The 22,714-nt window shown below is 58.2% G+C and carries 25 protein-coding genes and 1 pseudogene; 21 read left to right on the top strand and 5 right to left on the bottom strand.

What is annotated here, in order from left to right:
• Positions 1–3: 3 nt before the first annotated feature.
• The 14 genes and pseudogenes from CU048_04575 to CU048_04510 all read left to right on the top strand — a co-directional run bounded on the left by CU048_04575 (position 4) and on the right by CU048_04510 (position 9,660).
• Entirely contained in the window at positions 4–375 is a 372-nt protein-coding gene (locus CU048_04575) for a hypothetical protein (GenBank protein QBR70671.1), read from the top strand.
• 141 nt (positions 376–516) lie between these two features.
• Complete coding sequence (locus CU048_04570; protein ID QBR70670.1) at positions 517–873, top strand: hypothetical protein; 357 nt, start codon at positions 517–519, stop codon at positions 871–873.
• Entirely contained in the window at positions 870–1,241 is a 372-nt protein-coding gene (locus CU048_04565) for a hypothetical protein (GenBank protein QBR70669.1), read from the top strand. The genes CU048_04570 and CU048_04565 overlap by 4 nt, the downstream gene beginning before the upstream one ends.
• A gap of 13 nt (positions 1,242–1,254) precedes the next feature.
• Positions 1,255–1,419, top strand: a complete 165-nt coding sequence (locus CU048_04560) for a hypothetical protein (GenBank protein ID QBR70668.1) — start codon at positions 1,255–1,257, stop codon at positions 1,417–1,419.
• Between the two features lie 218 nt (positions 1,420–1,637).
• Positions 1,638–2,738 (top strand): hypothetical protein, encoded by a 1,101-nt coding sequence (locus tag CU048_04555; GenBank protein ID QBR70667.1) that lies wholly within the window; start codon positions 1,638–1,640, stop codon positions 2,736–2,738.
• A 181-nt stretch (positions 2,739–2,919) separates the two neighbouring features.
• Positions 2,920–4,437 carry a hypothetical protein gene (locus CU048_04550; protein QBR70666.1) on the top strand — a complete coding sequence of 506 codons (1,518 nt, stop codon included), beginning with the start codon at positions 2,920–2,922 and terminating at the stop codon, positions 4,435–4,437.
• 117 nt (positions 4,438–4,554) lie between these two features.
• Positions 4,555–5,001, top strand: a complete 447-nt coding sequence (locus tag CU048_04545) for a hypothetical protein (protein ID QBR70665.1) — start codon at positions 4,555–4,557, stop codon at positions 4,999–5,001.
• Between the two features lie 84 nt (positions 5,002–5,085).
• Positions 5,086–5,913 carry a hypothetical protein gene (locus CU048_04540; GenBank protein QBR70664.1) on the top strand — a complete coding sequence of 276 codons (828 nt, stop codon included), beginning with the start codon at positions 5,086–5,088 and terminating at the stop codon, positions 5,911–5,913.
• Complete coding sequence (locus CU048_04535; protein ID QBR70663.1) at positions 5,910–6,356, top strand: hypothetical protein; 447 nt, start codon at positions 5,910–5,912, stop codon at positions 6,354–6,356. The genes CU048_04540 and CU048_04535 overlap by 4 nt, the downstream gene beginning before the upstream one ends.
• A 61-nt stretch (positions 6,357–6,417) precedes the next feature.
• Positions 6,418–6,864 (top strand): hypothetical protein, encoded by a 447-nt coding sequence (locus CU048_04530; protein ID QBR70662.1) that lies wholly within the window; start codon positions 6,418–6,420, stop codon positions 6,862–6,864.
• Between the two features lie 135 nt (positions 6,865–6,999).
• On the top strand, positions 7,000–7,737 hold the full coding sequence (locus CU048_04525) for a hypothetical protein (protein ID QBR70661.1): 738 nt from the start codon (positions 7,000–7,002) through the stop codon (positions 7,735–7,737).
• Positions 7,738–7,739: 2 nt separating this feature from the next.
• Positions 7,740–8,012: pseudogene (locus CU048_04520) on the top strand (hypothetical protein).
• Between the two features lie 146 nt (positions 8,013–8,158).
• Positions 8,159–8,356 (top strand): hypothetical protein, encoded by a 198-nt coding sequence (locus CU048_04515; GenBank protein ID QBR72658.1) that lies wholly within the window; start codon positions 8,159–8,161, stop codon positions 8,354–8,356.
• A 50-nt stretch (positions 8,357–8,406) separates the two neighbouring features.
• Positions 8,407–9,660: a hypothetical protein gene (locus CU048_04510; GenBank protein ID QBR70660.1), complete on the top strand. Its 1,254-nt coding sequence runs from the start codon at positions 8,407–8,409 to the stop codon at positions 9,658–9,660.
• 48 nt (positions 9,661–9,708) lie between these two features.
• Here the strand turns inward: CU048_04510 and CU048_04505 are convergent, their stop codons facing one another.
• From CU048_04505 to CU048_04490, 4 genes are read right to left on the bottom strand one after another with little or no spacing between them, the layout of a single operon-like run.
• Entirely contained in the window at positions 9,709–10,539 is an 831-nt protein-coding gene (locus CU048_04505; protein ID QBR70659.1) for a hypothetical protein, read from the bottom strand.
• Positions 10,536–11,066, bottom strand: coding sequence for an RNA polymerase subunit sigma (locus CU048_04500; GenBank protein ID QBR70658.1), 531 nt, complete (start codon positions 11,064–11,066; stop codon positions 10,536–10,538). Before CU048_04500 ends, CU048_04505 begins: the two co-directional genes overlap by 4 nt.
• 17 nt (positions 11,067–11,083) lie before the next feature.
• On the bottom strand, positions 11,084–11,416 hold the full coding sequence (locus tag CU048_04495; protein ID QBR70657.1) for a hypothetical protein: 333 nt from the start codon (positions 11,414–11,416) through the stop codon (positions 11,084–11,086).
• A gap of 12 nt (positions 11,417–11,428) precedes the next feature.
• Complete coding sequence (locus CU048_04490) at positions 11,429–12,358, bottom strand: metallophosphoesterase (protein QBR70656.1); 930 nt, start codon at positions 12,356–12,358, stop codon at positions 11,429–11,431.
• Between the two features lie 358 nt (positions 12,359–12,716).
• Here CU048_04490 and CU048_04485 point away from each other — a divergent pair, with 358 nt between their 5' ends.
• The gene (locus tag CU048_04485; protein ID QBR70655.1) at positions 12,717–13,820 is read left to right on the top strand and encodes an aminotransferase class III; all 1,104 of its coding nucleotides are present in this window, start codon (positions 12,717–12,719) and stop codon (positions 13,818–13,820) included.
• 48 nt (positions 13,821–13,868) lie between these two features.
• On the opposite strand, the gene CU048_04480 is transcribed toward CU048_04485, so the two are convergent.
• Positions 13,869–14,060 (bottom strand): hypothetical protein, encoded by a 192-nt coding sequence (locus CU048_04480; GenBank protein QBR70654.1) that lies wholly within the window; start codon positions 14,058–14,060, stop codon positions 13,869–13,871.
• Between the two features lie 380 nt (positions 14,061–14,440).
• Here CU048_04480 and CU048_04475 point away from each other — a divergent pair, with 380 nt between their 5' ends.
• The 6 genes from CU048_04475 to CU048_04450 are packed head-to-tail and all read left to right on the top strand — an operon-like array spanning position 14,441 to position 22,676.
• Positions 14,441–16,696: a hypothetical protein gene (locus tag CU048_04475; GenBank protein ID QBR72657.1), complete on the top strand. Its 2,256-nt coding sequence runs from the start codon at positions 14,441–14,443 to the stop codon at positions 16,694–16,696.
• Positions 16,693–17,319 (top strand): hypothetical protein, encoded by a 627-nt coding sequence (locus tag CU048_04470; GenBank protein QBR70653.1) that lies wholly within the window; start codon positions 16,693–16,695, stop codon positions 17,317–17,319. Before CU048_04475 ends, CU048_04470 begins: the two co-directional genes overlap by 4 nt.
• On the top strand, positions 17,316–18,194 hold the full coding sequence (locus CU048_04465; GenBank protein QBR70652.1) for a hypothetical protein: 879 nt from the start codon (positions 17,316–17,318) through the stop codon (positions 18,192–18,194). Before CU048_04470 ends, CU048_04465 begins: the two co-directional genes overlap by 4 nt.
• Entirely contained in the window at positions 18,194–18,655 is a 462-nt protein-coding gene (locus tag CU048_04460) for a hypothetical protein (GenBank protein ID QBR70651.1), read from the top strand. The genes CU048_04465 and CU048_04460 overlap by 1 nt, the downstream gene beginning before the upstream one ends.
• A complete protein-coding gene (locus CU048_04455) occupies positions 18,652–21,333 on the top strand; it encodes a hypothetical protein (protein QBR70650.1) in 2,682 nt (893 codons plus the stop codon). The genes CU048_04460 and CU048_04455 overlap by 4 nt, the downstream gene beginning before the upstream one ends.
• Positions 21,330–22,676 carry a hypothetical protein gene (locus tag CU048_04450; GenBank protein QBR70649.1) on the top strand — a complete coding sequence of 449 codons (1,347 nt, stop codon included), beginning with the start codon at positions 21,330–21,332 and terminating at the stop codon, positions 22,674–22,676. Before CU048_04455 ends, CU048_04450 begins: the two co-directional genes overlap by 4 nt.
• The last annotated feature ends 38 nt before the right edge of the window (positions 22,677–22,714 follow it).

Genomic DNA, 22,714 nt, shown 5'->3' with positions numbered 1-22,714 from the left:
CCGATGAAGCGAGCGAAACTCGAAAATATCACAGTCGATCAACTGGTGGATCACTTCGCGGAGATTGGGATCGCCCAATATGACGCTATTATGGGAGGGACGACCCGCGAATTTAAGCGGCTGTACAGTCAGATGGATGCGATCGACAAGGAGCTACGCGCTCGAGGGCAGGATGCGAGGCTTTCTCTGCTCCGGCTTTATGATCATCCCAATATACAAGTTCGCTTGAAAGCGGCAACAAGGACCCTAGGGGTTGCACCGGAGGCGGCTCGCAAAGTCGTTCAAGCAATATACGATTCCAAATGGTACCCCCAGGCGGGCGACGCTGGGATGACACTGTGGAGCCTCGACGAAGGCATTTTCAAGCCGGATTGAATGACGAAGCAGGCCGCCGTTCTAAGGGTTTTCCCCGAGATCCACTAGCGGAGCCGCTTACCGAAAGTTGCGCAATGTTTTGCTCGATAGACCGCGCTGCGGCCGGCGGAGTTTATCGTCGCTTTAGAAGCGGCGGCGGAAATGGCCGCGTGGCTTTACGATAAATATCCGTACATAAAGTCCTATCTCGATAAGCCAAAGTCTTTAGAGGAGCTGCAGAGGAATGTAGGCAAGCTTGAGAAAGGGTACGAGGTCCATCATATTGTGGAGCAAACCTCTGCAGAAAGGGATGGCTATTCGCGAGAGGATATCGATGCGCCGGATAATCTCGTTCGTATTCCGACCTTGAAGCATTGGGAGATTACGGGTTGGTATATGGCGCCTAGAAAAGACTATAGCGGCCTCTCTCCACGCGAATACCTTAGAGGTAAAAGCTGGGACGTGAGACGAAAAGTCGGCCTTGATGCGCTTAGGAAGTTTGAAGTGCTAAAGCCATGAGAAAAATTGACGTCAAATCCATGACCATTGATCAGTTAGTTAGCCGCTTTGCTGAGATTGGGATCTCCCAGGACGAAGCGCTTCTTTATGACGAATATAAAAAGTTTAGGCGCCTTTACAGCCAGATGGACGAAATTGACAAAGAGCTGCGAAGGCGAGGACTCGAAGCAAGGCTCGCGCTAGTAAAACTTTTCGATCATTCCAATATGCAAGTCCGATTGCAGGCAGCCAAGTGGAGCCTAGGGGTCGCGCCGGAGGCAGCTCGCAAAGTCATTCAAGCAATATATGATTCCAAATGGTACCCCCAGGCCGGTGACGCCGGGATGACATTATCAAATCTTGATTCAGGTCTGTTCAAGCCGGATTGAATGGGGCGTGCCCATGAAGCGGACCCTCGATGTACTCACGATTGATCAACTGGTGGATCGCTTCGCCGAGATCGGCATCGCGCAGGATCAGGCTCTCCTTTATGACGAATACAAAAAGTTCAAGTGCCTTTTCGGCCTGATGAATGAGGTTGATTCTGCCTTGTTCAAGCCGGATTGAGACGCGCGTGAGTAAGGGCCGAACGAAATACCTAGCAGGACGCCACGCGTTCCACCTCTCATTTCACAGCTAACGCTTCGCCGCGCGGGATTGAGCTTCGCTTGTCCACGCAGCCTGCGGTCGGTTGCGATGACGCAGCCGCACGCCTTTAAACAATAACCCCCTCTTCCTCTTGTCGATCTTTCTTAAAGCAAGGAGCTTTCATGCCCGCGCTGCGTATGTTCATTCCGATTACCAAGGTCGACGCGGCGCGCCGCCTCGTTTACGGCCTCGCGACGGCCGAGACGGAGGATCGTGCCGGGGAGATTTGCGATTATGCGACGACCAAGCCTCTCTATGAAAAATGGTCGGAGGAGATTGCAAAATCCACCGGCGGGAAATCTCTCGGCAATCTCCGCGCGATGCACGGACCCATTGCGGCCGGCAAGGTGACGGCCATCACCTTCAACGACGCGGCAAAGCAGATCGAGATCTGCGCCAAAGTCGTCGATGATGCGGAATGGACAAAAGTCCAGGAGGGCGTCTACACCGGGTTTTCGCAGGGCGGGGCCTATGAGAGGCGGTGGACGGATGCCGAGGGCCTTACCCGCTACACGGCGGCGCCAACCGAAATCTCCCTCGTCGATTTCCCCTGTTTGCCGCAAGCGCAGTTTGAGATGATCAAGGCCGACGGAACCAGCGAGCAAAGGGATTTTGGCCCAAGCTCCGGCAATGCGGCCCGGATTGCCAGTCTCATCAAGGAACTGGATTGGCTACGGGATTTCTCGGCGCTTGACGAAGATCAAGAGGGCGACTCCGGTAACTGGACAGAATTGCGTGACCTCGTCGAGCGGACCCTGGCGGCGCTTCGCTCTGTGGCGGAGGAAGAAGGGGCAGACATTTCACCGGATAATGCTTCGGCCTCGGCGACGAAGCTGTTTGGGGCCCCTTTAAAGACAGCGCCTCTCAAAGCCCCGCATCTTGCCAAAATTGGCGCTCGCAACAGCGCAGCGGACCAGGCGAGGATCCAGCACGTGCACGACGCCATGGTTGACCTTGGGGCAGTCTGTACAACCCAAAAAATCATGCGGGGCGGACTGGAAAAGCGCTTCGATGCGCTTGCCGAAACGCTCGCCGACGTGCTCCGCCGCGTGAAAAATATCGAAGAGCAACCGCTCCCTCTGCCGCTGGCGGGGCACTCGCGCATGATCGCGAAGGCTGAAGATATTATCGATCCAGGCTCTTCAGATGCCATGGAAAAGCTTCTCACAAATCCAGATGCCCTTTCGGTGCTGGCAATCAAATTAGCTCAGCGAAACGGCCGGATGCCGCCGCGGTAGGCGATGGCGACAGCGCTATTTTCCGGGTAGCAACCCCGAGTCCGCACGGCCAATCCTGAAATCAATCATCGATCCTTGAACGAAGCGCCGGCCTTCAGAAGGTTGGTGCTATTCGGCGCGCCCCATTCTCGCGCGTCCGCCCTCAAAATTGAATTCAAAAACCTGCTGCTAGGAGCAAAACATGACGACACAAACCGACGTTCAGGATGTGCTGGACCGGCTTAAGACCGCGCAGCAGAAGCCGCTCGGCGATCCCCGGTTCAAGAACCTCATCGGACTTGAGAAAAGCACGTTCTCGCAAAGCGCCAGCGCCACGTCCGGGCTCACCTTTTACGACCTCGAGCTAGGTGCGAAGTTCCTTTATCCGATTCTAACGCCGTTGCGCAACATGATCCCGCGCGTTTCCGGAAAAGGCGGCATTCAAGCCGCATGGCGGGCGATCACCGCGATCAACACAACTGGCCTGCGCTTCGGCGTGTCTTCGGCAAACCGGGGCGGGGCGCTCGCCGTGGCCACGCAGGATTACACTGCGACCTATAAAGGAATTGGCGTGGAAACCAGCGTCGATTTCGAGGCGCAATACGCCGGCCAGGAGTTCGACGATGTCCGCGCGCTCGGCGCTAAGACTGGCCTCGAAGCCCTGATGCTGGGCGAGGAAGCCATGATCCTCGGGGGCTGTGCGTCAACCCCGCTCGGGACCACGCCGACACCGTCGCTGGCCGCCCTAACGACCGGAGGCACGCTCGCCGCGCAGAGCTGGTCGGTGATTTGCGCCGCGATGACGCTCGATGGAATGATGAATGGCAGCATCGCAGGAGGGGTACAGGGTCAAATCTCGCGCACGAATGCGGATGGGTCGAGCGATATATTTGGCGGCGGCGTGGCAAGAAAAAGTGCGAATGCCAGCGTCGCGACGACGGGCGAAACCGGATCGGTCACGGCGAGTGTCACCCCTGTTCCGGGTGCGATGGGCTATGCATGGTTCTGGGGCGCGGCTGGTTCGGAAGTGCTTGGCGCGATCACGACCATCAATTCGGTAGTTATCACCGCTTCCGCCGCGGGTATCCAAACGGCCGCTTCGCTCGGCGCCAATGACAACTCCACCAATGCGCTCGCTTTCGATGGCTTGATCTATCAGGCCGTGACCCCAGGGTCCGGTTCGTATGTTTACACCATGGCTTCCGGAACCGCGGGAACCGGCACGGCCCTGACTTCGGATAGCGCGGGCGGCATTGTCGAAATCGATGCCGTTCTTAAAAATATGTGGGACAATTACCGTCTCTCTCCCGACACCATGTGGGTGAACTCGCAAGAAGCGCTCAACATTTCCAAAAAGATTTTGTTGGGCTCGCAAACCGCCGCGCAACGCTTTGTGTTCGAGAGCTCGCAGGACCTCGTGGGGGGCGGCATCATGGTGCGGACCTATTTGAACCGCTTCTCGATGCAGGGCGGCAGCGTCGTCGAGATCAAAGTCCATCCGAATATGCCGGCAGGTACCATCCTCATGACGACGAGGTCCCTTCCATATCCGCTCGCCGGCGTCGGCAACGTCGTGCAGATCAGGACACGGCAGGATTATTACCAGATCGAATGGCCGCTGCGCACCCGCAAATATGAATATGGTGTCTATGCGGACGAGGTTCTGCAGAATTATTTCCCGCCCTCCCTGGCGCTGATCACAAACATCGGCAACGGCTGAGCCGGGGCAACCCAAGAGGCGCAAGAATTCCTTGCCGCCAAGCGCAGAGCGTGTCCGTTGAATTGTCGTGTTTTCGCCGGACACGCCTTCGAGCCCAGCAAATAAAGGGTTGACTCAATGAAGTTGCGGATCCCGCCGAACTGCCTTGAAATTTCGCATCAAGGCCGGACTATCACGATCGGTGAAGACGGATCCCTGGAGGCGCCGGAGGAGCTGTTACCAGATCTGATGTCGCATGGCGTTACGCCTTGGGATGCCGCAGAGGCGAAACCCAAGCCGGTTACGAAGCGGCGAGCGTCGCTTTTCGCTCAGGTCGTGCAAAGGCACCGAAAGGCATGCGAGGTGAGCACGGAGGACGTCGGCATGATCGAAGCCCCGATGGCGCACGACGATCTCAGCAATTCTTCGCCGAAACCCGCACCCCTCGATGTCGTGGCGGTGAATCCGGAAGCGCTCAATCGCCGGGCCCTCTTTGCCTTTCTTAGAGAGCACGGCATCCCGGTTTCCTTGCCGATTACCAATGAAGAATTGCGTGCCCTCGTTCGCCGTGCGCTCGGCCGATGAGGCTTGTCCTGAATAATTTAGCGCGGGCTTTCCGGGGCGCCGCCCCTGAAGCCGATTTCTCGAATTCCGACGGAGAGCTGAAAGATGGCGTCTTCCTACGATCTGGTCAGCCTGGCCGATCTCAAGGCATGGCTTGAGATTGCGGGATCCGACGACGATGTTCTCCTGGCGCGGTTGATCACCCAAATCAGCCGCACGATTCTGAATGTGCTCGACCGGCCTGCCATTCAGCCGACCGCATTTACAGAAACCCATGACGGGGGAAACGACATTTCGATTCTGCTCCGGCAGTGGCCGGTCTTCGAAATCTCCAAGTGTATTGTGAATGGTATCGAGGTTCCGCCATCGCCACCGCTCGCCGCGGGCACGAATGCTCAGTGCGGCTATGTTCTCGATCCTCCGGATGCGGCACCGCCCGGTACCGTGCAGAGATTGTCGCTGCGCCACCGTCTTTTCACGCGCGGCGTTCAGAATGTGATGATCTCATATGTCGCAGGCTACGCGATCCGAAATGAGAGCGTGGTCGTTCCTGTGACGCCGCCCTATAGCGTTTCGGTCCAAGCGCCTTATGGGGATTGGGCAAGCGATGTCGGCGTCACCTCTTCCAGTGGCGTTGCCTTCGTTGCGGCGACGACAAATCCAACGGCCGGGTGTTACACGGTTTTGGACGGCGTTTACACATTTTCTCCGGAGGATACCGGCGCCACTATGATCCTCTCGTATGGCTATGTTCCAGCCGATCTTGCCTCTTGCTGCATGGAATGGGCTGCCGAGCGTTATGCATATCGTTCGCGTATCGGCCAACAGTCGAAGTCGTTGGGCGGCCAGGAAACGATGGCGTTCATCGTCAAGGACATTCCCGACTTTGTCGAAGCTGCCTTAACTCCCTACCGCCGTGTGGTCATGCCGTGAGCGAGATCGACCTCGACGCACAAGCGGTGATGGACGCTTTGATTGGCGAAGCCGACGCCCTGCGCGATGCGCTCGAGTCACGGATTCAGCGAAAGCTGACAGGCGAAATTTTGAATGCTCGCTCCGGAGCCCTTGCAGATTCCATCGTTTCCACCCTCGACGCCGCTGGGTCCGCGATTTCGGTCACGACGTCCAGCGACGGCGTGCCCTATGCCGCGATCCAGGAATTTGGCGGGAAGACCGCAGCCTATGACATCGTCGCGGTGAAAGCCAAGGCGCTTTGCTTTGGTGCGGGCGGAGGGCAGGTTTTTGCAAGACGCGTGCATCACCCTGGTTCGACGCTTCCGGCACGTTCCTATCTTCGAAGCGCGCTCTCAGAAACGCGCGTGCAAATCGAGTCGGGGTTTAAGGAGGCGGTCCTCAAGGCTTTGGGACAGTCGTGAGGCGTGGCAAGCGGCGCAGCCCAAAAATGTTGTCTTTGATAAAGTTAACAACGGAGGCCCTATGGCCGTGAGTCCGCGCGAAGCTGCGATTGAAGCGCTGATACATCTGGTTGGCAATGCCTATGCTTGGAAGCTTGGGCCAGCACGGCGTCTTAGACTTTGGAGCGACGTGCCGGCAGCGAGCCGGCCAGCATGTTTCGTTTACGAGGGCGGCCAGGAAACCTATGGGTGGAGCGAGAGCGCTAATCCCAAGCGCACCCTTGAAGTCAGATTGTTTATCTATCTCAATGCCAAGGACCCGAGCGTCGCTGGCGCCGTACTTGTCAATAATGTGCTGGATCGTATCGACGCGGCATTTTCGTTGTCGGGAAGCGACATTGTCTTGGGAAGGAACACGCTCAATGGGTCGGTCTATCATTGCCGGATCGACGGCCGGCCGTTGAAAGATCCGGGGGATCTTGACGGCGATGCGCTCGTGATCGTGCCCGTCAAACTTGTGCTCCCCTAAAAATCCCTCCGGCAGCGCCGAGCCCGTTCTGCACTTCCGTGCACCTTTCGACTCCCCTGGAAGCAATAGCAAAAGCCCGGCTAAAAAATCGCTGGCATGATGCACACTGGCTAGATCGAAGAAAGAGGTCATCGCATGTATAGTTTCGGCTCGGGCGTATTGCTTGGAACTCGAACGGATGTGGCTAACGCCACGCCGCTCAACTTCGGTCTCGTGCAAGAGGTCTCCATCGAAGAGACCGCGACCATCAAGGAGCTGCATGGCCAATACCAGCGGGCGCTGGTGGAAGCTCGCGGCACGATCAAAACAACCGGGAAAGCCAAGGTTGCCCGGATCTCAGGGATGGCGTTCGCCAATTTGTTTTATGGCGTCACACCTTCAGCCGGTCAGCTTGCGACGTCATTTGCCGAGGCGGGGGCGGTGGCTGCGGCCACGCCATTTACGTTTGCCGTCGCGCATGCCGGAACTTTCGCCGATGATGATGGCGTGCTTTCTGCAGCGACGGGCTTGCCGATGACAAAGGTCGCGTCGGCGCCGGCGATCGGCGAATATTCGGTGGCGGACGGCATTTATACGTTTAATTCCGGTGACGCCGGAAAGGCGATTTTGGTGAGCTACACCTACACGGTCAGCGGGACAGGCCAAAAATTCACGGTGGCCAATCAGTTGTTAGGGACAACCCCAACCTTTCAAGCGGTTTTCTATACGACGTTTCAAGGCCAGGCGATCACATTGAAGCTCAATAATTGCACATCGAACAAATTAAGCTTCCAAACCAAGCTCGAAGATTTTGTCATGCCTGAATTTGATTTTTCCTGCTTTGCCGATGCGGCCGGAAACGTCATGACTTGGTCGTTCGGGGAGGTGTCGTGAGCATGAGGCCCCAGCCCGAGACGATCCGGCTTGGCGCATGCGAATGGACGGTTCGCCCTTTGACTTTGCGCCAAGTTCAAGAAATCGAACCAATCCTCATGTCGAGCATCGGTGAGAAGCAAGGCAATGTGGCGGCCGCGACGGCGATTGTCGCGATCGCGCTGGGGCGCGATCATCCAGATGCGGCAGCCTGCCTCGGGGATGTCGAGACGACCGCGCCGGAAATTGGCGCGGCAATGGCAACGGTCCTGCGCTTGGGCGGATTCATCGAGACCGTGCAGCCCCCCAAAGTCGGAGGCATCCCCTTGGGGGAAGCCGAAGCGGGCGAGACCAGCCGACCAGGTCCGCCCGCATCGACTTCGGCTTTATCTACGCCAGGCTCATGACAAGTTGCGGATACGCGCCGGCGGAGATCGACGAAATGCCATTGCACGACGTACTCAATCTCCTTGCCTATTGGCGCAGCTTTCCCCCGGCTCACGAAATCATGAAATATGTCTATCGCATCGAGCCAAAATCAGAACGGTCTATTTCAAAAAGCGATAGCGATCCGAGTGGTATTGGCGGTCTGATCGCACGCTTTCCGAATGGCTCGGTGCATCTTGGCAATAGCAGGTAGAGGGTGTGCCTGCTTTCCGACCGAAGACCTGACGACAAGGACAGTGCCAAATGGCGAATGACGTTTCCGTAACATTTACCGCCGATGTTTCTGACCTGCAAAAAGGGATGCAGCAGGCAACCAGCGCTGTGGAAGCGACGACCAGCGCCTTGCGGAGCGGCGCGGCCCAGATCAACACCAGTTTCGTTTCGCTGTCGCAGGCCTATGCGAGTGAGGCGGCGCGAAGAATTGCAACCGTGCAAGCTTCAAGCGATGCGGAACTGGCGATTGCCCGGCAAAGCGAGCAGACGCAATATGAGATAGCCTTGAACAATATCAGGGATCAAACCGCGGCCGTGAAGGCGCAAGCGCAGACGGCGCAGATCTCGCGACAGGAGGAGCTGTCCAATCTTCTCAAGGTTGAATCCCAGCGGGAAGAGATCGAGCGCCAGCATCTGCAATTCTTGCAAAGCACTTACCAGCAAGGGGGCGCGGCTTATGTTGCGGCTCAACTGCGACTTGAAGACGCCGCCAGTCGATCCGCACTTCGGAGACGGGAAATCGAGCGAAATGTCTCCTTGCAAATCTATTCCGACTATCGACGTGGCTTTGAACAAATTGGGTCGAGCGTTTCAAATGCCGTCATGGGCATGATCCAGGGAACGATGAACCTGCGAAATGCGGCGCGGAATATCCTCCTGCAGATAATCCAAAGCTTCGTTCACGCCAGGATCAGGATGGTCGCGGACTGGCTCGCGGGCATCGCGGCGCAAACGGCGGCCACCAGTGCGGGAGAGACCGCAAAGACTGCGGCCGTCACGGCCGGAGCGGCTGCACGGACCGGCCTTGAGAGTACGGCGTCGGCCGCGGCGATGACCGGGACGATCGGGCCCGTCCTGAAAAGCATTTCAGCGTCGGCGGCTGAAACCTTCGCGGGTATTTTCGGCTTTCTCTCGCCAGTCATGGGTCCGGCGGCCGCGGGTCCAGCGGCGGCCGGAGAGGCGACCGTGCTGAGTGTCGCAAGCGGACTGGCATCCTTCGCGACCGGTGCGTGGAGCCTGCCAAGCGATATGATCGCCCAGGTTCATCAGGGAGAAATGATCGTGCCGGCTGGTCCAGCCGCCAATTTTCGGAACCTGTTGGACGGCAACAGCGGCCGGGGCGGGACCGTCCATGTGAATCATGCGACAAATTTTAATGTGACGGCAATCGATGCCCAGGGTGTCAAGCAATTCTTGAAGAATAATTCGAAGCAGATTTTGCGAGCGCTCAATGAAGGCGTGCGCACGGGCAGTCACCTCGGTCTTTCGAAGTTGGGGACCTAATTGGTTGGTAGCCGCTCTGCTTTGCAGGCGACTCGAGCCCCGTTTCCTTCACTCATTTGTATCGCGGTTCGGCGCGCCGGGACTGCCTCGTTCCTTCGCCACGGCCTGCCGAAACGCCGCGACAAAAGCATCGAGCTCGCTCGGAGAGATATCGGAGATAGCCGCATAGGCGCGTTCGCCCTCTGACCAGACGATGACCGGGTAGCCATCGAGCGTGCGCCGGCTTGGCGTCGCCGGATAGTTGGCGGCATCGGCACGCAACTCCGTTACCGATATGAGATGCCCCCGGCGTTTATAGACCAGCGTTGGGACCGCGGCGCCGGCAACGATGTCGATGCGTCCGCCAAGCAAGGGAAATCCTTCGCCGGTAAGATCGACAATGGTGGCGGCGACTGGGAGCTTGCTTGCCAGCCAGGGTTTAACCGTGTGTTGGTCACTGGAGACCACGTCCACCGGTTGGCCGGAAATTTGGCTCCGCATCTGTGCCGAAACAATCGCCTGTAGGGCCGCGTTGGGCGTCCCGATGTTCACGATCAGATGTTGCAGTCCGATCGTTAGGACCACCGTCGCCGCGATCGCGGTGGCGAAACTTCGCCATGTTGGGGGAGTCCGCAGAAAATCTGTCGCTGACCGATGCGGACGCGTTTGGGGGCCTTCGATCGCTGCGACCACGCGCGCGCGCAAGGACGCCGGGGCCTCGTCGCGCCGCGCATGGGTCCGAATGGCTTGCCGAAGCGCCGTGAGACGTGCCTGTTCTGCCGCTAGTTCCGGATCGGCCGCAAGCATCTGCTCCATTTCGACTGCACCGGCTGCATCGAGTTCGCCGTCGAGCATCGCGTGCAGGAGCAGTTTGTGACCCTCGTGATCCAACTTTGTCATTGTGCTGTCCCTAGTTTCGAGACGAGAAGCGCACGCGCCCTGGCCAGTCTCGACATAACGGTGCCGATCGGGACGCCGGTCGCCTCCGCAATGTCGCGGTAGCAGAGGCCGTTGACTTCGCGCATGACCAATGTCTCCTTGAACGGGAGCGGCAGCTCATCAATCGCGGTCGTGACGCTCATATGATCGGCGGCTTCAATGAGCGAAGCTTCGGGAGAAGGCGCTGCGAGCGTATTTAATGCGCTAGGATGCGCTTCCGCGTCTTCGGCGCCACCGGCCAATATGACTGCATGCGGCCTATTTTTGGCCAACCAAGTGTAAGCGGCGTTGCGGACGATGGACAGCAACCAAGCGCGCGGACTTTCGACAGAGGTGCCCTCCAATGCTTTCAGCGCCCGCATGCAAGCGTCCTGCACAATGTCTTCGGCGTCCGTCGCACCGGCTAACCAGCGCGCGAGCGAATAGGCGTCGTCCAAATGGGGCAGCACTAGCTCCGTAAAGCGCCGTCGCGCTGTTTCGCTCGTCACGTTCCACCGCCGGCCCGTCAGGGCGTAACCGTGATTTTGCCTGTCATTTGCGGATGCAGCCCGCAAAAATAGGCAATTTCTCCAGGCTTGTCGAAAACCATGGCGAAGCTCTCGTCCGTGTCGAGGGCTTTGGAATGGAATTTGATGACCTTCCCAACGACATTGTGAGGGATGTCGTCGTGATTGACGAAAACCACCCTTGTTCCCGCTTTCACTTTCACCTCGAGCGGCGTGAAAGTAAAATTGTCGATCGCAATCGTGATCTCGTCAGCGGCGAAAGCTGCGTGGATCTGGAGGGAGCAAATTGCAATGCTACCGACCGCTGCGAGCAAACGGAGTCCTTTCGTCATTCTGACGTCCTCCTATTCGGCTAAAGTAGAGTCGATGATTGCGAGCGATTTATTGCCGCGCGCCAGCGTGACACTGGAGACACCCAAGACTGAACGCAATTGTTCCGGAGGGACCAGTTTGGGGCCGGGCGAGGGTGCCGTGCCAGGCGCGGGCTGCGGAAAGGCGGTTGAGCGCGCAGTGTGGAAGGTGACGTTGCCCTCGACCTTCTGCATGATCTGGTGAATGTGGCCGTTAAGCGCCGTCACTGAGCCAAAACGGGTCAGCAATTTCAGCGCTTCTGTGCCGTCCTGCGTGCCCCATCCCCAGTCGGCAGCGACTGTCCAAAGTGGGATATGCGCGAAAATGACGAGGGGTGTCGATGCGCTCCTAGCTTTGAGGTCGGCGGCGAGCCATGCGAGCTGTTCGGCGCCTAGATTGCCCATGCCGCCGGCCTTGAGGTCATAAACATTGACGAGGCCGACGAAATGCACACCGGCATGGTCGAAGGAATACCAACCTTTGCCCTTGGACAATTTGCCGTAGCGCGCGAGATAGGCCTCGCCGTTCTTTTCGTCGATGACGTCGTGTTCGCCCGGAACATAATGAACGTCGAGCTTGGCTCCGCCGATCAATTGATCGGCGTCGTCGAATTCCTGAGGTTTGGAGAGATGGGTGATGTCGCCCGTATGGATCATAAAGGCAGGCTTGCTCGGCAAATTGTCGATCTTGGCGATGGCCTCCGTGAGAGTGGCGTTCGGATTTGGGTTGGCGGCCTTGTTGAAGCCAATATGGCTGTCGGAGATCTGGACGAAGGAGAAGCTGGCAGTGGCCGCGTTCGCCGAGCCGATGAGGTGTGAGTTCGGAACGCCGCCGTTCAGAGTCCAGACCAGGCCGGAGCCGGCCCAAACCATGCATTTCAACGCGTGCCGGCGATCGATATCGTTATTGTCATGGTGATCCATTGTCGTTTCCCCGCGCCGGCGGAGCGCCGGTCACAGGAGAGACTCGGGCAGAAAGCGGTTTATTCCCTTAGGGCGCGATTTTTGTGAGGAGAAAAAACGGCTGCCGAGAAGCCGTCATTACCGGCGATGAGCGGGTGTGAGCCGGGGCCCTATTGCCGAGTGTCGTCAGAATGCTAATGTCACCGACGCATAATGTCAGGCTCTGGAATGTTCGCGCCGTGAAAAGCTGACGCTGCCGGCGTCGCCAGTCTTGATCGCTCCTGCGACGCCGTGATCCCTTGTGGGAATTCGCGGATAGGTGTCCAGTGGTGAGTTCCAATGACAACTCCGGCTCAAGGGAACGGTCGTCCGCGTAAACATGTCCGACTTATCGCCTTTGCCGTCCAAAGAGCCTGCGGATCCATTCGGGCCGGTCTTGTGTGACGGAGCATCTGATGGGTATCGACCGCTCGATTTTTCAGGCGCATTCGAGGAGGTGCGAGAGAAAAGTGTGGAAGGGACCGTGTCTCAGACGGGTGGTCCGGGGCATTTACCTGCGTTTGCGCAGGAAGCATCCGCCGATTCCAACTCACTCGTCGCAAAGCTCCTGGATGTTTCGTTCGGCGACCGCGCGTTCCTGCTGCCTTCGGCGACCGAAGCGTGGAGGGTGGCTGTCGAAACAATCAGGCGCTATCAGCGGCTCGTTAATCGCCCAAAGCGGCGCCGTCTGATCGTCTGCGCGGGAGCCTCGGCCGACACGGGCAGCGGGCTCAAAGGCGACGACGACGTCACCATCCTCCGAACGGACGATCTTGGTGCATTGCAGGCGGAGATCAATCCGAAGACGGCGGGCATTCTCGTCGCGCCGGTCCGGACGCAGAATAGCCTCGAAGTGCTCGCTGGAAGCTGGCTCGCCGGACTTCGCGAGATTGCGGACGAATATGGCATCGTCCTCGCCTTCGATGAAACCTTCTGCGGCCTCGGTCGCTCGGGCATGGTCTGGGCACATGAATGGACTGGCGTAACGCCGGATCTGATGATCTCAACTCGAGGGCTAGCAGGCTCCGTGCCGTTTGCCGCACTCGTTGCCACGCAAAAAGTCGCGCGAGGGGGGCCGGTGAGCCTCCCCATAGTCGACCAGCCGGCGCTCGCCGCGGGGCACGCCGTGTTGGACGCCTTATTGTCGCTAGGCTTCCTGGAACGCGTGCAGAACCGGGCTTGGTATCTTGAGGACCGGCTCGCCTCCATGATCTATACGCGCCGCGACATCTTTAAAGGAATGTGCGGCATCGGCCTGATGCAGGGGCTTGTTTGCACGGGGGAGGCTGAGCCGTTACGGGAGAAGCTTGCCGAACGGGGGCTCCTCACGCGCGCCATGGGGCCTGTCCTCGGTCTGTTTCCGCCCCTTACGGTCGAGGAGGGTGAAATCGATGCGGCCATCTCCACTCTGGCCATGGTCTGCGCCGGCGACGAGTCACGCTGACGGCGCATTGAACGTCGGGGGAAGCTACGACCCCACTCTAGCATGCTCTCATCGGCATTTCGCGAGCACCATGTCGATCGCGGTCGTGGCCTCTGAGACATTGAGCCAAAGTTCGGCTCGTTCCTCATTTTTGAATCGCTTGCCGAGGTCAAAAGGCTGGTCATTTCCAGCCAAGCGAAGAAAACAGGCCCACTGGCCGTCCGGCAATTCTTCAACCGTCACTTTGTAATCGGTAGTCATTTCAATCCTCCCTCGCGTAGTGTTCTCACTCTTAGCCAGAACCGGTTAAATCGCGCATGGCTCTGCCACTTTCGAGACAGGCCCACGGGTTGGCGTTTGTCGACGCTTCGACTGTAGCACTTTTGATGCCGACAAATTTCGGCATGAAGTCCTCGAACATGCGGTGAGGCAGCATTTTTACGAATGTCCGCTTTCCGCCCATCTGAGCCATTAAGCTAAAATAGCGAATGTCCACTTTGTTTCATTATGCGAAAAACTCGTATTGAGCATATGCCATCTGATGGCTCCCGATAGCGGATCTTCGACGGAGCGCGGGCGACCTCGCTGAGCCCGATGCGAAATCGACAGCAATATCTAACCTGTGAATGCACGAGGTGTGCGTGGGCTATGTCAATGGCGTGAACCTGCTGCCGTCGACGGGTGAGTTCACCTATGATTCCGTGGCCTATCGAGGCAAGCGCGTCACCGAGCCGACTTTGGTGGGAATCAATACCTATGCGGGGCAGGCGGCGCACAGAACCGACATGGATCTCGCGATCGATCAGCTGCAGGCCGCCTTTCCCGCTTGCACGACCGTCGCGATCGTCTGCGCCTGGTTCTTCAACTCGACCGATGCTTCAGCCTGCAAAATCTATCCCTCGACAACCTATGTCGGCGGCTCATTCCAACAATGGAACGGCTCCGCATGGGTCTCCGACGTTTGGCGCTGTTCGTCTCTGACACAAAACTCGGTCGGACTTATCCCGATCTCGTCGAACGATGGTTCATTTACCTACGGCGGGACGCCCTCCGATCAATCGATCATCCGCTGCATTCAGGATTTGAAAGCGCGCGGCTTCCGCGTGGTCTTCTATCCCCTCCTGCTTGGCGACGTTCCGGGCTCATTCCCCTGGCGCGGACGGATCACCTATGGCCCCGACCGTTCGAGTGCCGCGGCGAGTGCCGTTACCGCGTTTCTCGGCTCGGCCGTACCGGTGAATTTTACGCAAGACAGTGCGAACAAAACCGTCGCCTATTCCGGGCCGAGCACGGATTACACCTATCGAAGAATGATCCTGCACTATGCGAATCTTTGCGCTTTGGCGGGCGGTGTCGATCTCTTTTTGATAGGATCGGAGCTTCGCGGATTGGAGATCATTCGCGGGCCGGCCTGGACCAAGGCTGGAACAACGGATGGAAGCGGGCTCGCGATGTGGGACTACCCTTTCGTCGCGGGCTTAATCGCGCTTTCCGATGATGTGCGCGGCATTTTTGATAGTGCCGGGCTGACCAAGAATCTCAGCGGTCTCCACAATCTCATAAGTTATGCAGCCGACTGGTCGGTTTGGATGGGAGTTCAACACCCTGGCGAAAATGGCCAGTGGCCGCATCTCGACCAGCTCTACGCGCATGCGAACATCGATCTCATCTGCTTCGATAATTACATGCCGATCTCGGATTGGACGACGGGCACGGGAGGGCTCGATGTCGCCTATTGGAGCGCGCCGGCGCCGGGGTACTGGCCGCCCTCGCCGGCGGACATGAATGGGCTTGGGCTCAGTGGAACGCCGACTCTCTACAGCAAGGATTATCTCAAGGCCAATATCGAAGGCGGGGAAAAGTTCAACTGGTTCTATTTCGAGTCGAACAATCTGGGACGCGGCTTCGATCCGAATGGGACGGATTTGCAAGTGTCTCTCCCGGCAGGCGATCGACTGACGCAATCCAGAAATCAATATTATCCGAACCAGCAATTACTCGCCAACAAGCAGCTTCGGTGGTGGTGGAACAATCCGCACCGGGCTATCTATGACACGGGCTCCGGCTTTGACCCGCACGGCCCCGACACAAAATGGGTCGCGCAGTCGAAGTCGATCGTCTTTACCGAATATGGCTTTCCGGCTTGCGACAAGGCGGCGAACCAACCGAATGTTTTCTTCGATCCAAAATCGACGGAAAGCTTCACGCCGTTTTGGTCGATTTGGGACCCGGCGGATGGCGGCGGCTTTCGCCCGAAAGCTGACCAGAATTTGTCGCTCTTAGCGCTCCAAGCCGTCTACGAATATTGGTTCGTCGACGGCCGCAACGAGACATCAGGCGCGGGTCTCAAGATGATCGAGCCGGCGTTCTGCTCGGTCTGGAATTGGGACGCGCGTCCGTTTCCGACCTTTCCGCAACGGAGCGATATCTGGGGGGACTGCGGCAATTGGCAGGCGGGGAATTGGCTGAACGGCAAGGGGCCGTTTGTCACGCCCCCGAATCCTGATCCGCCTTTCGTGCCCGGACCCTATCCGAGTTTTCCGTCGCTCGTCGGCCAAGGTTGGTCGGTTCACTACAGGCCGCAGTATACAACCGGGGATCATGCGCATGTCTCGGGATGCGGCAGCCGCTTCACGCGGGTTTCGATCCCGATCTTCGAAATCGAGCTGACCTTCGACATTTTGAAGATGGATGGGACGCGGGACTTCCAAACGCTCGCCGATTTCTATGCGCGGATGAGAGCGCAGGCGCTGCCCTTCCGTTTTCCGGTCCCGGCCGCCCTCGGGCTCGGCGCCACCGTCAATTGCCGGTTTGAAGACGATAGCGAAGAGCTGGAAGAGTTTATGGCGGGGCTCTGGCAGCTCCAGTCCATCAAATTGAGGACCGTAAAAGGATGACCACGCCTCCCAGCTTTCCAGTGCTTCCCGGGCAGGGTTGGTCGGTGCATCGGCGCCCGACGTTTTCGACACGGGTAGCCGGGCATGTTTCCGGTCGTGAAGTGCGCGTCCCCCTGTATGAAGCTCCACTTTGGGAATGGGAGATTTCCTTTGACGGGCTCGCCTCGAACGCCGCCTATCCCGGCCTCGGGGCAAACTCCTTGCAAAGCCTGCTGGGGCTTTACCTCCAAAGCCAAGGACAGTTCGGAGTCTTTCTCTATACCGAACCGACCGACACGACAGTTTCAGCGCAGGCGATCGGGATCGGCGATGGTTCGAACAAGGCTTTTAGCTTTGTCCGAACCCTGGGAGGTTTTACGGAGCGCGTCGGCTGGGTCTTGGGCACGCCGATTGTCTATGACAATGGAACCCCTGTCGGCAGCACTTCCTGGACCCTGACGGCGCCAAACGGGTCCCTGAACGCACTTACCTTTGCGACGGCGCCCGCCGCCGGGCATGTGATCAGCGCCAGCTTTTCCTTCGCCTTCCAGTGTCGATTCCTCGACGATCAAAGCGATTTCGAGAACTTTATGAATGGTCTCTGGCAGGTCCAAGGCCTGAAATTCAGGAGCGTGAAGCCTTGAAATCCGCGCAGCTCGCCTTGGTCAATTATCTGACCGCGCTCCGATCGAGCCTCGACGCACGCGCATTCGTCGCCGATTGCTACAGCTTTACGCTGCGCACCGGCTTGAACCTGACTTACACCAACGCCGACGTGCCGGTATCCCTCAATGGTTATACCTATGCGGCAAATTCAGTGCTGGTTGACGGCCTCAGGTTCAAATGCGCGGCGGGCCTGGACGTCGATCAGCAACAGATTTCGATCTCGGCGCGTGCCGTCGACACCGTCGGCGGCGTTCCTTTCCTACAGGCGCTTCGCAATGGTGTTTTCGATGGCTGCGCGATTCAGCGGGAGCGCGCTTTCCTGAATTCATTCTCGCCGGCCGATCTCGCTACGCCAATCGGCAGCGTGATCCTGTTCAAAGGTCGCATCGGCACGGTCGATAGTGTGGGTCGCACCTCCGCGCAGGTTACCGTCAATTCGGCTCTCGTTTTGCTCGACCTGCAAATGCCGAGAAACGTTTACTCGCCGGCTTGCCAGCACGTGCTTTACGATTCCGGCTGCGGCCTCGTGAAAAGTGCATTTGGGGCGAGCGGCACGGTCGGGGCGGGGTCGGACACGACGACGATTCTTTGGCCCTCCTCTTCGGCCATCTATGCGCAAGGAACGCTCGTTTTCTCTTCCGGGATAAACCTTGGCGTGACTGCAAATATAAAGACCGCTCAGCCGGGGCTGCTGCGTCTCTCCTATCCGCTCTTGCATGCGCCTTCGCCTGGCGACGCTTTCACGGTCTATCAAGGCTGCGACCACACCCAAGCGACCTGCCAGGGCAAATTCAACAATCTCGCAAATTTCCGCGGGTTTCCCTATTCCCCAACTCCAACCTACGCAATCTGATGCAAGTTCTGGAGCAGGACTGGCGCGGCGCTCTCATCGCCGAGGCCCGCAAATGGATTGGCACGCCTTACCATTCCTGCGCCGATGTTCGCGGCGCCGGCGTCGATTGTGGAATGCTGCTTGTGCGCGTCTTCGTCGATACGGGGCTATGCGCGCCCTTCGATCCACGCCCCTATGCAGAAGATTGGCATCTGCATCGAAGCGAGGAAAAATATCTAGGTTTTGTTGAGGGACGCCTCAAGGAAGTCAGCGAGCCGAAGCCGGGCGACGTCGTGGTGTTCCGCTATGGCCGTTGCTATTCGCATGGCGCGATCATCACCAAAGCGGTTCCCTTGACCATTATTCATGCATTTCAGCCAGCGGGGATGGTCTTCGAAGAAGAAGTCTCCAGCAATGCGGCGCTCTGTGATCCCTGCCGCACCCCGAAGTTCTTTTCATACTGGGAAAGCAGCGCGGCATGAGCCTCTTGAAAAGTGGGAGCCAGCCTGCGGGTTACGTCCCGCGCTATACCGGGCTGCAAATTCAGACGTCGAGCAATGCAGTTCCTATCTCGATCGTCTACGGCACGAATAGGATCGCGCCAAATGTCATTTGGACCGGTGGCTTTTTCGCGATCTCGCAATTTTCAAAAAGCGGAGCCGGTGGCAAAGGCGGCGGCGGGAAGCAGCTCAGTGGCTATAACTATTACACTTCGTTTGCCCTCGGCCTTTGCGAAGGACCTATAGTCGGCTACAGCGATGTTTGGTCCGGGCAGACCCGATATCCTGCGGTCGGCGGCGGCTTCGGCGCTCGCTTCGGCTTCGGCACGAGCGCGTCCGTCACGGCTCTTGCTTCCGCGGGGCTTCAATTCAATGCGCTGGGAACGACGCCGCAGACTCCCTGGGGTGCGCTGACCACGTTCCACCCGACCCAGGCGCTTCCTTACGGCGGCCTCGCCTATGTCGGCGCCTTCAACTTTCAGTTGGGTTCCAGTGCTAGCCTTCCACAGTTCGCCTTCGAGATAAAAGGCGTTCTCCAGACATCTTCGGTCGTGAATGGATTCGATGCCGATCCTGCGTTGATCGTCCAGGATTTCTTGACCAATGCCCAGTATGGCGTCGGCTTCCCGGCGGAGAGCATAGACGCGACGAGCTTGCTTGGATCGTCCGGCGATAGTTCTTACCAGACCTATTGCCAAGCCTCCTCTCTTGCATTCAGTCCCGCGCTGATCAATCAAGAGGCGGCAAGCAGCATCTTGGCGCGCTGGCTGCAACTCACCAACACGGCAGCGGTGTGGTCCGGGGGTAAGCTGAAATTCATCCCCTATGGGGATACCGCGATTACAGGTGCCACGAGCAATGGCTTTGTCACCTTCAATCCAAACGTGGCGGCAATCTACAATCTAACTGACGACGACTTCATTTTGGAGGATGGCAAAGACCCGGTTGAGGTCACTCGCTCCGACCCCTACCAGAATTACAACTGGCAGCGGCTCCAGATTTCTCAGCGGTCCAATAATTACGATGCAACGCCGGTTTCCGCATTCGACCAAAATGCAATCGAGCTCTACGGCTTGCGCATGGCCCCTGATATTACGGCAAATGAAATTTGCGACCCCAATGTAGGACAGATCGCCGCGCAGCTGATCCTTCAGCGCCAGCTCTACATCCGCAATCAATACGCATTCAAGTTGTCCTTTGAATATTGTCTGCTCGAACCGACGGACATTGTGACCCTCACGGATGTGGACCTCGGATTAAACCAAGCCGCGGTCAGAATTATCTCGATCGAGGAAGATGATACGGGAATTCTCGCCGTGACAGCGGAGGAGTTTCCGGGCAACAACGGAACCGCGGTCCAATATCCCGTCCAAACGAAAAGCGGCAATTCGACCGATCAGGGCGTCATTCCGGCGCGGATCAATCCGCCGATTATCTATGAACCCCCGCCGTCCTTGACCAACGGCATCCCACAAGTGTGGATCGCTGTGTCGGGCGGCGTCGAAACCGCCTATAAGCTCGCCGAGGACGGTTCAACCGGCGCGCATTTCCTATCGCAAGCGATGGCTCCCCAAGCCAGCGGGACGGCGGTCATATTCTCGATCTATGCGCGTGCGGTCGAGCGTTCGAACTGCAGCCTCACAATCCATGACGGGATCGCTCAGCGTTCTTGCGGCTTCGATTTGGCCGCCGCGACGGCAAGCCCCGGACCCGCCATCATATCTTCTTCGATCAGGGATGCCGGTGATGGATGGTATCAGCTATCGATCGTCGCCAATATGGCCGCGACGGCAACTCCTATCCTTTATGTATCCCTGGCCACCAGCGCAGGAGCTTTTTCTTATGTCGGTTCGGCGGGAAGCGGGATCTATGCTTGGGGGCCTGCATTTGCTGCCGGGGGCCAAACTCCCAGCTTTATTCCAGCGTTCGAGCCTGCCTCGGGGGCGACAATCACGCCCAATGCCGTCTCCACGCCGGAAGGTACAGCCGGTGTTGCCGATCCGAATTGGGGTGGCGCGATCGTTTCGATTTCCACCGACAATGTGACTTTCGGCCCAATCGGACAGATCAACGGCCCATCGCGGCAGGGTGTGCTATCCGCGGGTCTCCCGGCTATTGGGTCTGCGAACCCTGATCTTACAAATATTTTGTCGGTCAGTCTGATCGAAAGCGGCGGTCAACTTGCCACGGCGACGGATTCGGATGCGCAAAACGCGATCACGCTTTGCCTCGTCGACAAGGAGCTGATCGCCTATGCGACAGCGACCCTAACCGGAACAAATGCCTATGATCTGACCTATCTTGAACGCGGGCTTCATGGAACGACCGTCGCCACCCACCCGCAGGGTACGCCGTTTGCTCGCCTCGATGGGGCGATTTTCCAATATGCTCTGCCACCCGCGCTTGTCGGCACAACACTCTATCTGAAGTTTCAAAGCTTCAACATTTTTGGTCAAGCGGTTCAGGATATTTCTGAATGCGCGACTTACACCTACACACCCTTCGGATCCGGAACTCTCGGCCCCGTTGCACAAGCCCTGTCGGTCGGCACCAACCTCGATTACGGGCTGACGAGCGGCAGCGTCAATCAAACCGATGATTTCGGACTAGCCTCGGATCCTTATTCGATCCTCATAGATTTAGGATTGGCATCGGCATGAGCATTCAAGTGAAGCGCCGTCGCGAGTCGGCGGCCTTTCTTTCGACCTATGTGGGCGCAGCCGGCGAGTTGATCGTCGACACCACCAACAACCGCGTGCAGGTGCATGACGGCGTGACGCCGGGCGGCTTCCCTGCGGCAAAACTGAGTGAGATTGGAACTTCGGGAGGCCCTCCCGCACCAGGCGGCCGCCTCACCCTGTCCAGCGCGACACCGGTTCTCATTTCGGCGGTGAGCGGCGCGACGTCGATCTATTATACGCCCTATAACGGCAATCAAATTCCGTTTTGGAGCGGGAGCGCATATGTCGGGACATCGTTCTCGGAAATCTCGCAGGCGCTGAGCGACACGACTCGCAGTCCCGCCGCGGCGGTCGCGAACGCACTTTACGATCTTTTCGTTTGGAACAATGCGGGCGTTCCAACCCTGTCGCGAGGTCCGCTTTGGTCGCAAACCGCAACCATCACAATGACGATTGCTTCGCCTTGCGTCGTGACTTGGGCCGGAAACACTTTCACCGACAATCAGCCGGTCGTCTTCACGACAACCGGCGCGCTGCCGACCGGCTTGACCGCCGGCACGACCTATTATGTGAAAGCGGCCGGGCCGGTCGGAACCACGTTTCAGATTGCCGCGACGCCCGGTGGGACGGCCATCAACACATCCGGCTCGCAGAGCGGCACGCATACCGCGGTCGGCGGCAGCTATGTTTCGCGCGGCATCGGTGCCGGCACGACGCAGCTTCAGCGCACCAACGGTATCATGAACAATCAAAATGCGATCACCAACGGTCCCGCCGCTGGCTTTGGCACTTATGTTGGCACGATCAAGACGAACGCATCGGCTGCGGTCGATTGGAATCCCGGTGGGGCTTCGGCCGGGGGGACGGCCGGCGTTCTGAGCGTCTGGAATATGTACAACCGGCGTTGGGTCTCCGCGCGTGTGAACGACACGACAGCAAGTTGGACATATGCGTTGGTGACTCCGCGCTTTGCGAACAATAGCGCCGGGAACCGCATCAATTTCTTAAGCGGCTTGGCGGAAGACGGGATTGAAGCCAATTACTTCAACGAATTTGGTGTGGCCGCTATTGCCGGTTCCTTCATGATTATAGGGTTCGGAATGGACGTAACGGCAACCTTTGATCGGTATTATTTCGGACAAACGGCGGCGGCGTTTGGGGAGTTCTTTGCTGGCGGCACGCACGGAAGTTACGCGCCTCAGCTAGGCTGGCATTATATTTCCGCTATGGAAGCCTCCGATGGCACTCACACGGGTACGATGTTGGGTGGTTCTCTAAGCGGATCGCCGGAGATGAATCTCGAAGTGTCGCTCTTGATGTGAGGTTGTTTGTCCGGTCGCAGCCGTTTCCGTTGGACCCT

This window comes from Beijerinckiaceae bacterium (assembly GCA_004564215.1).
Classification (GTDB): Bacteria; Pseudomonadota; Alphaproteobacteria; order Rhizobiales; family Beijerinckiaceae; genus Methylocapsa.
Note: the sequence above shows the minus strand (reverse complement) of the source record. Positions and strands in the feature narration are given on the sequence as shown.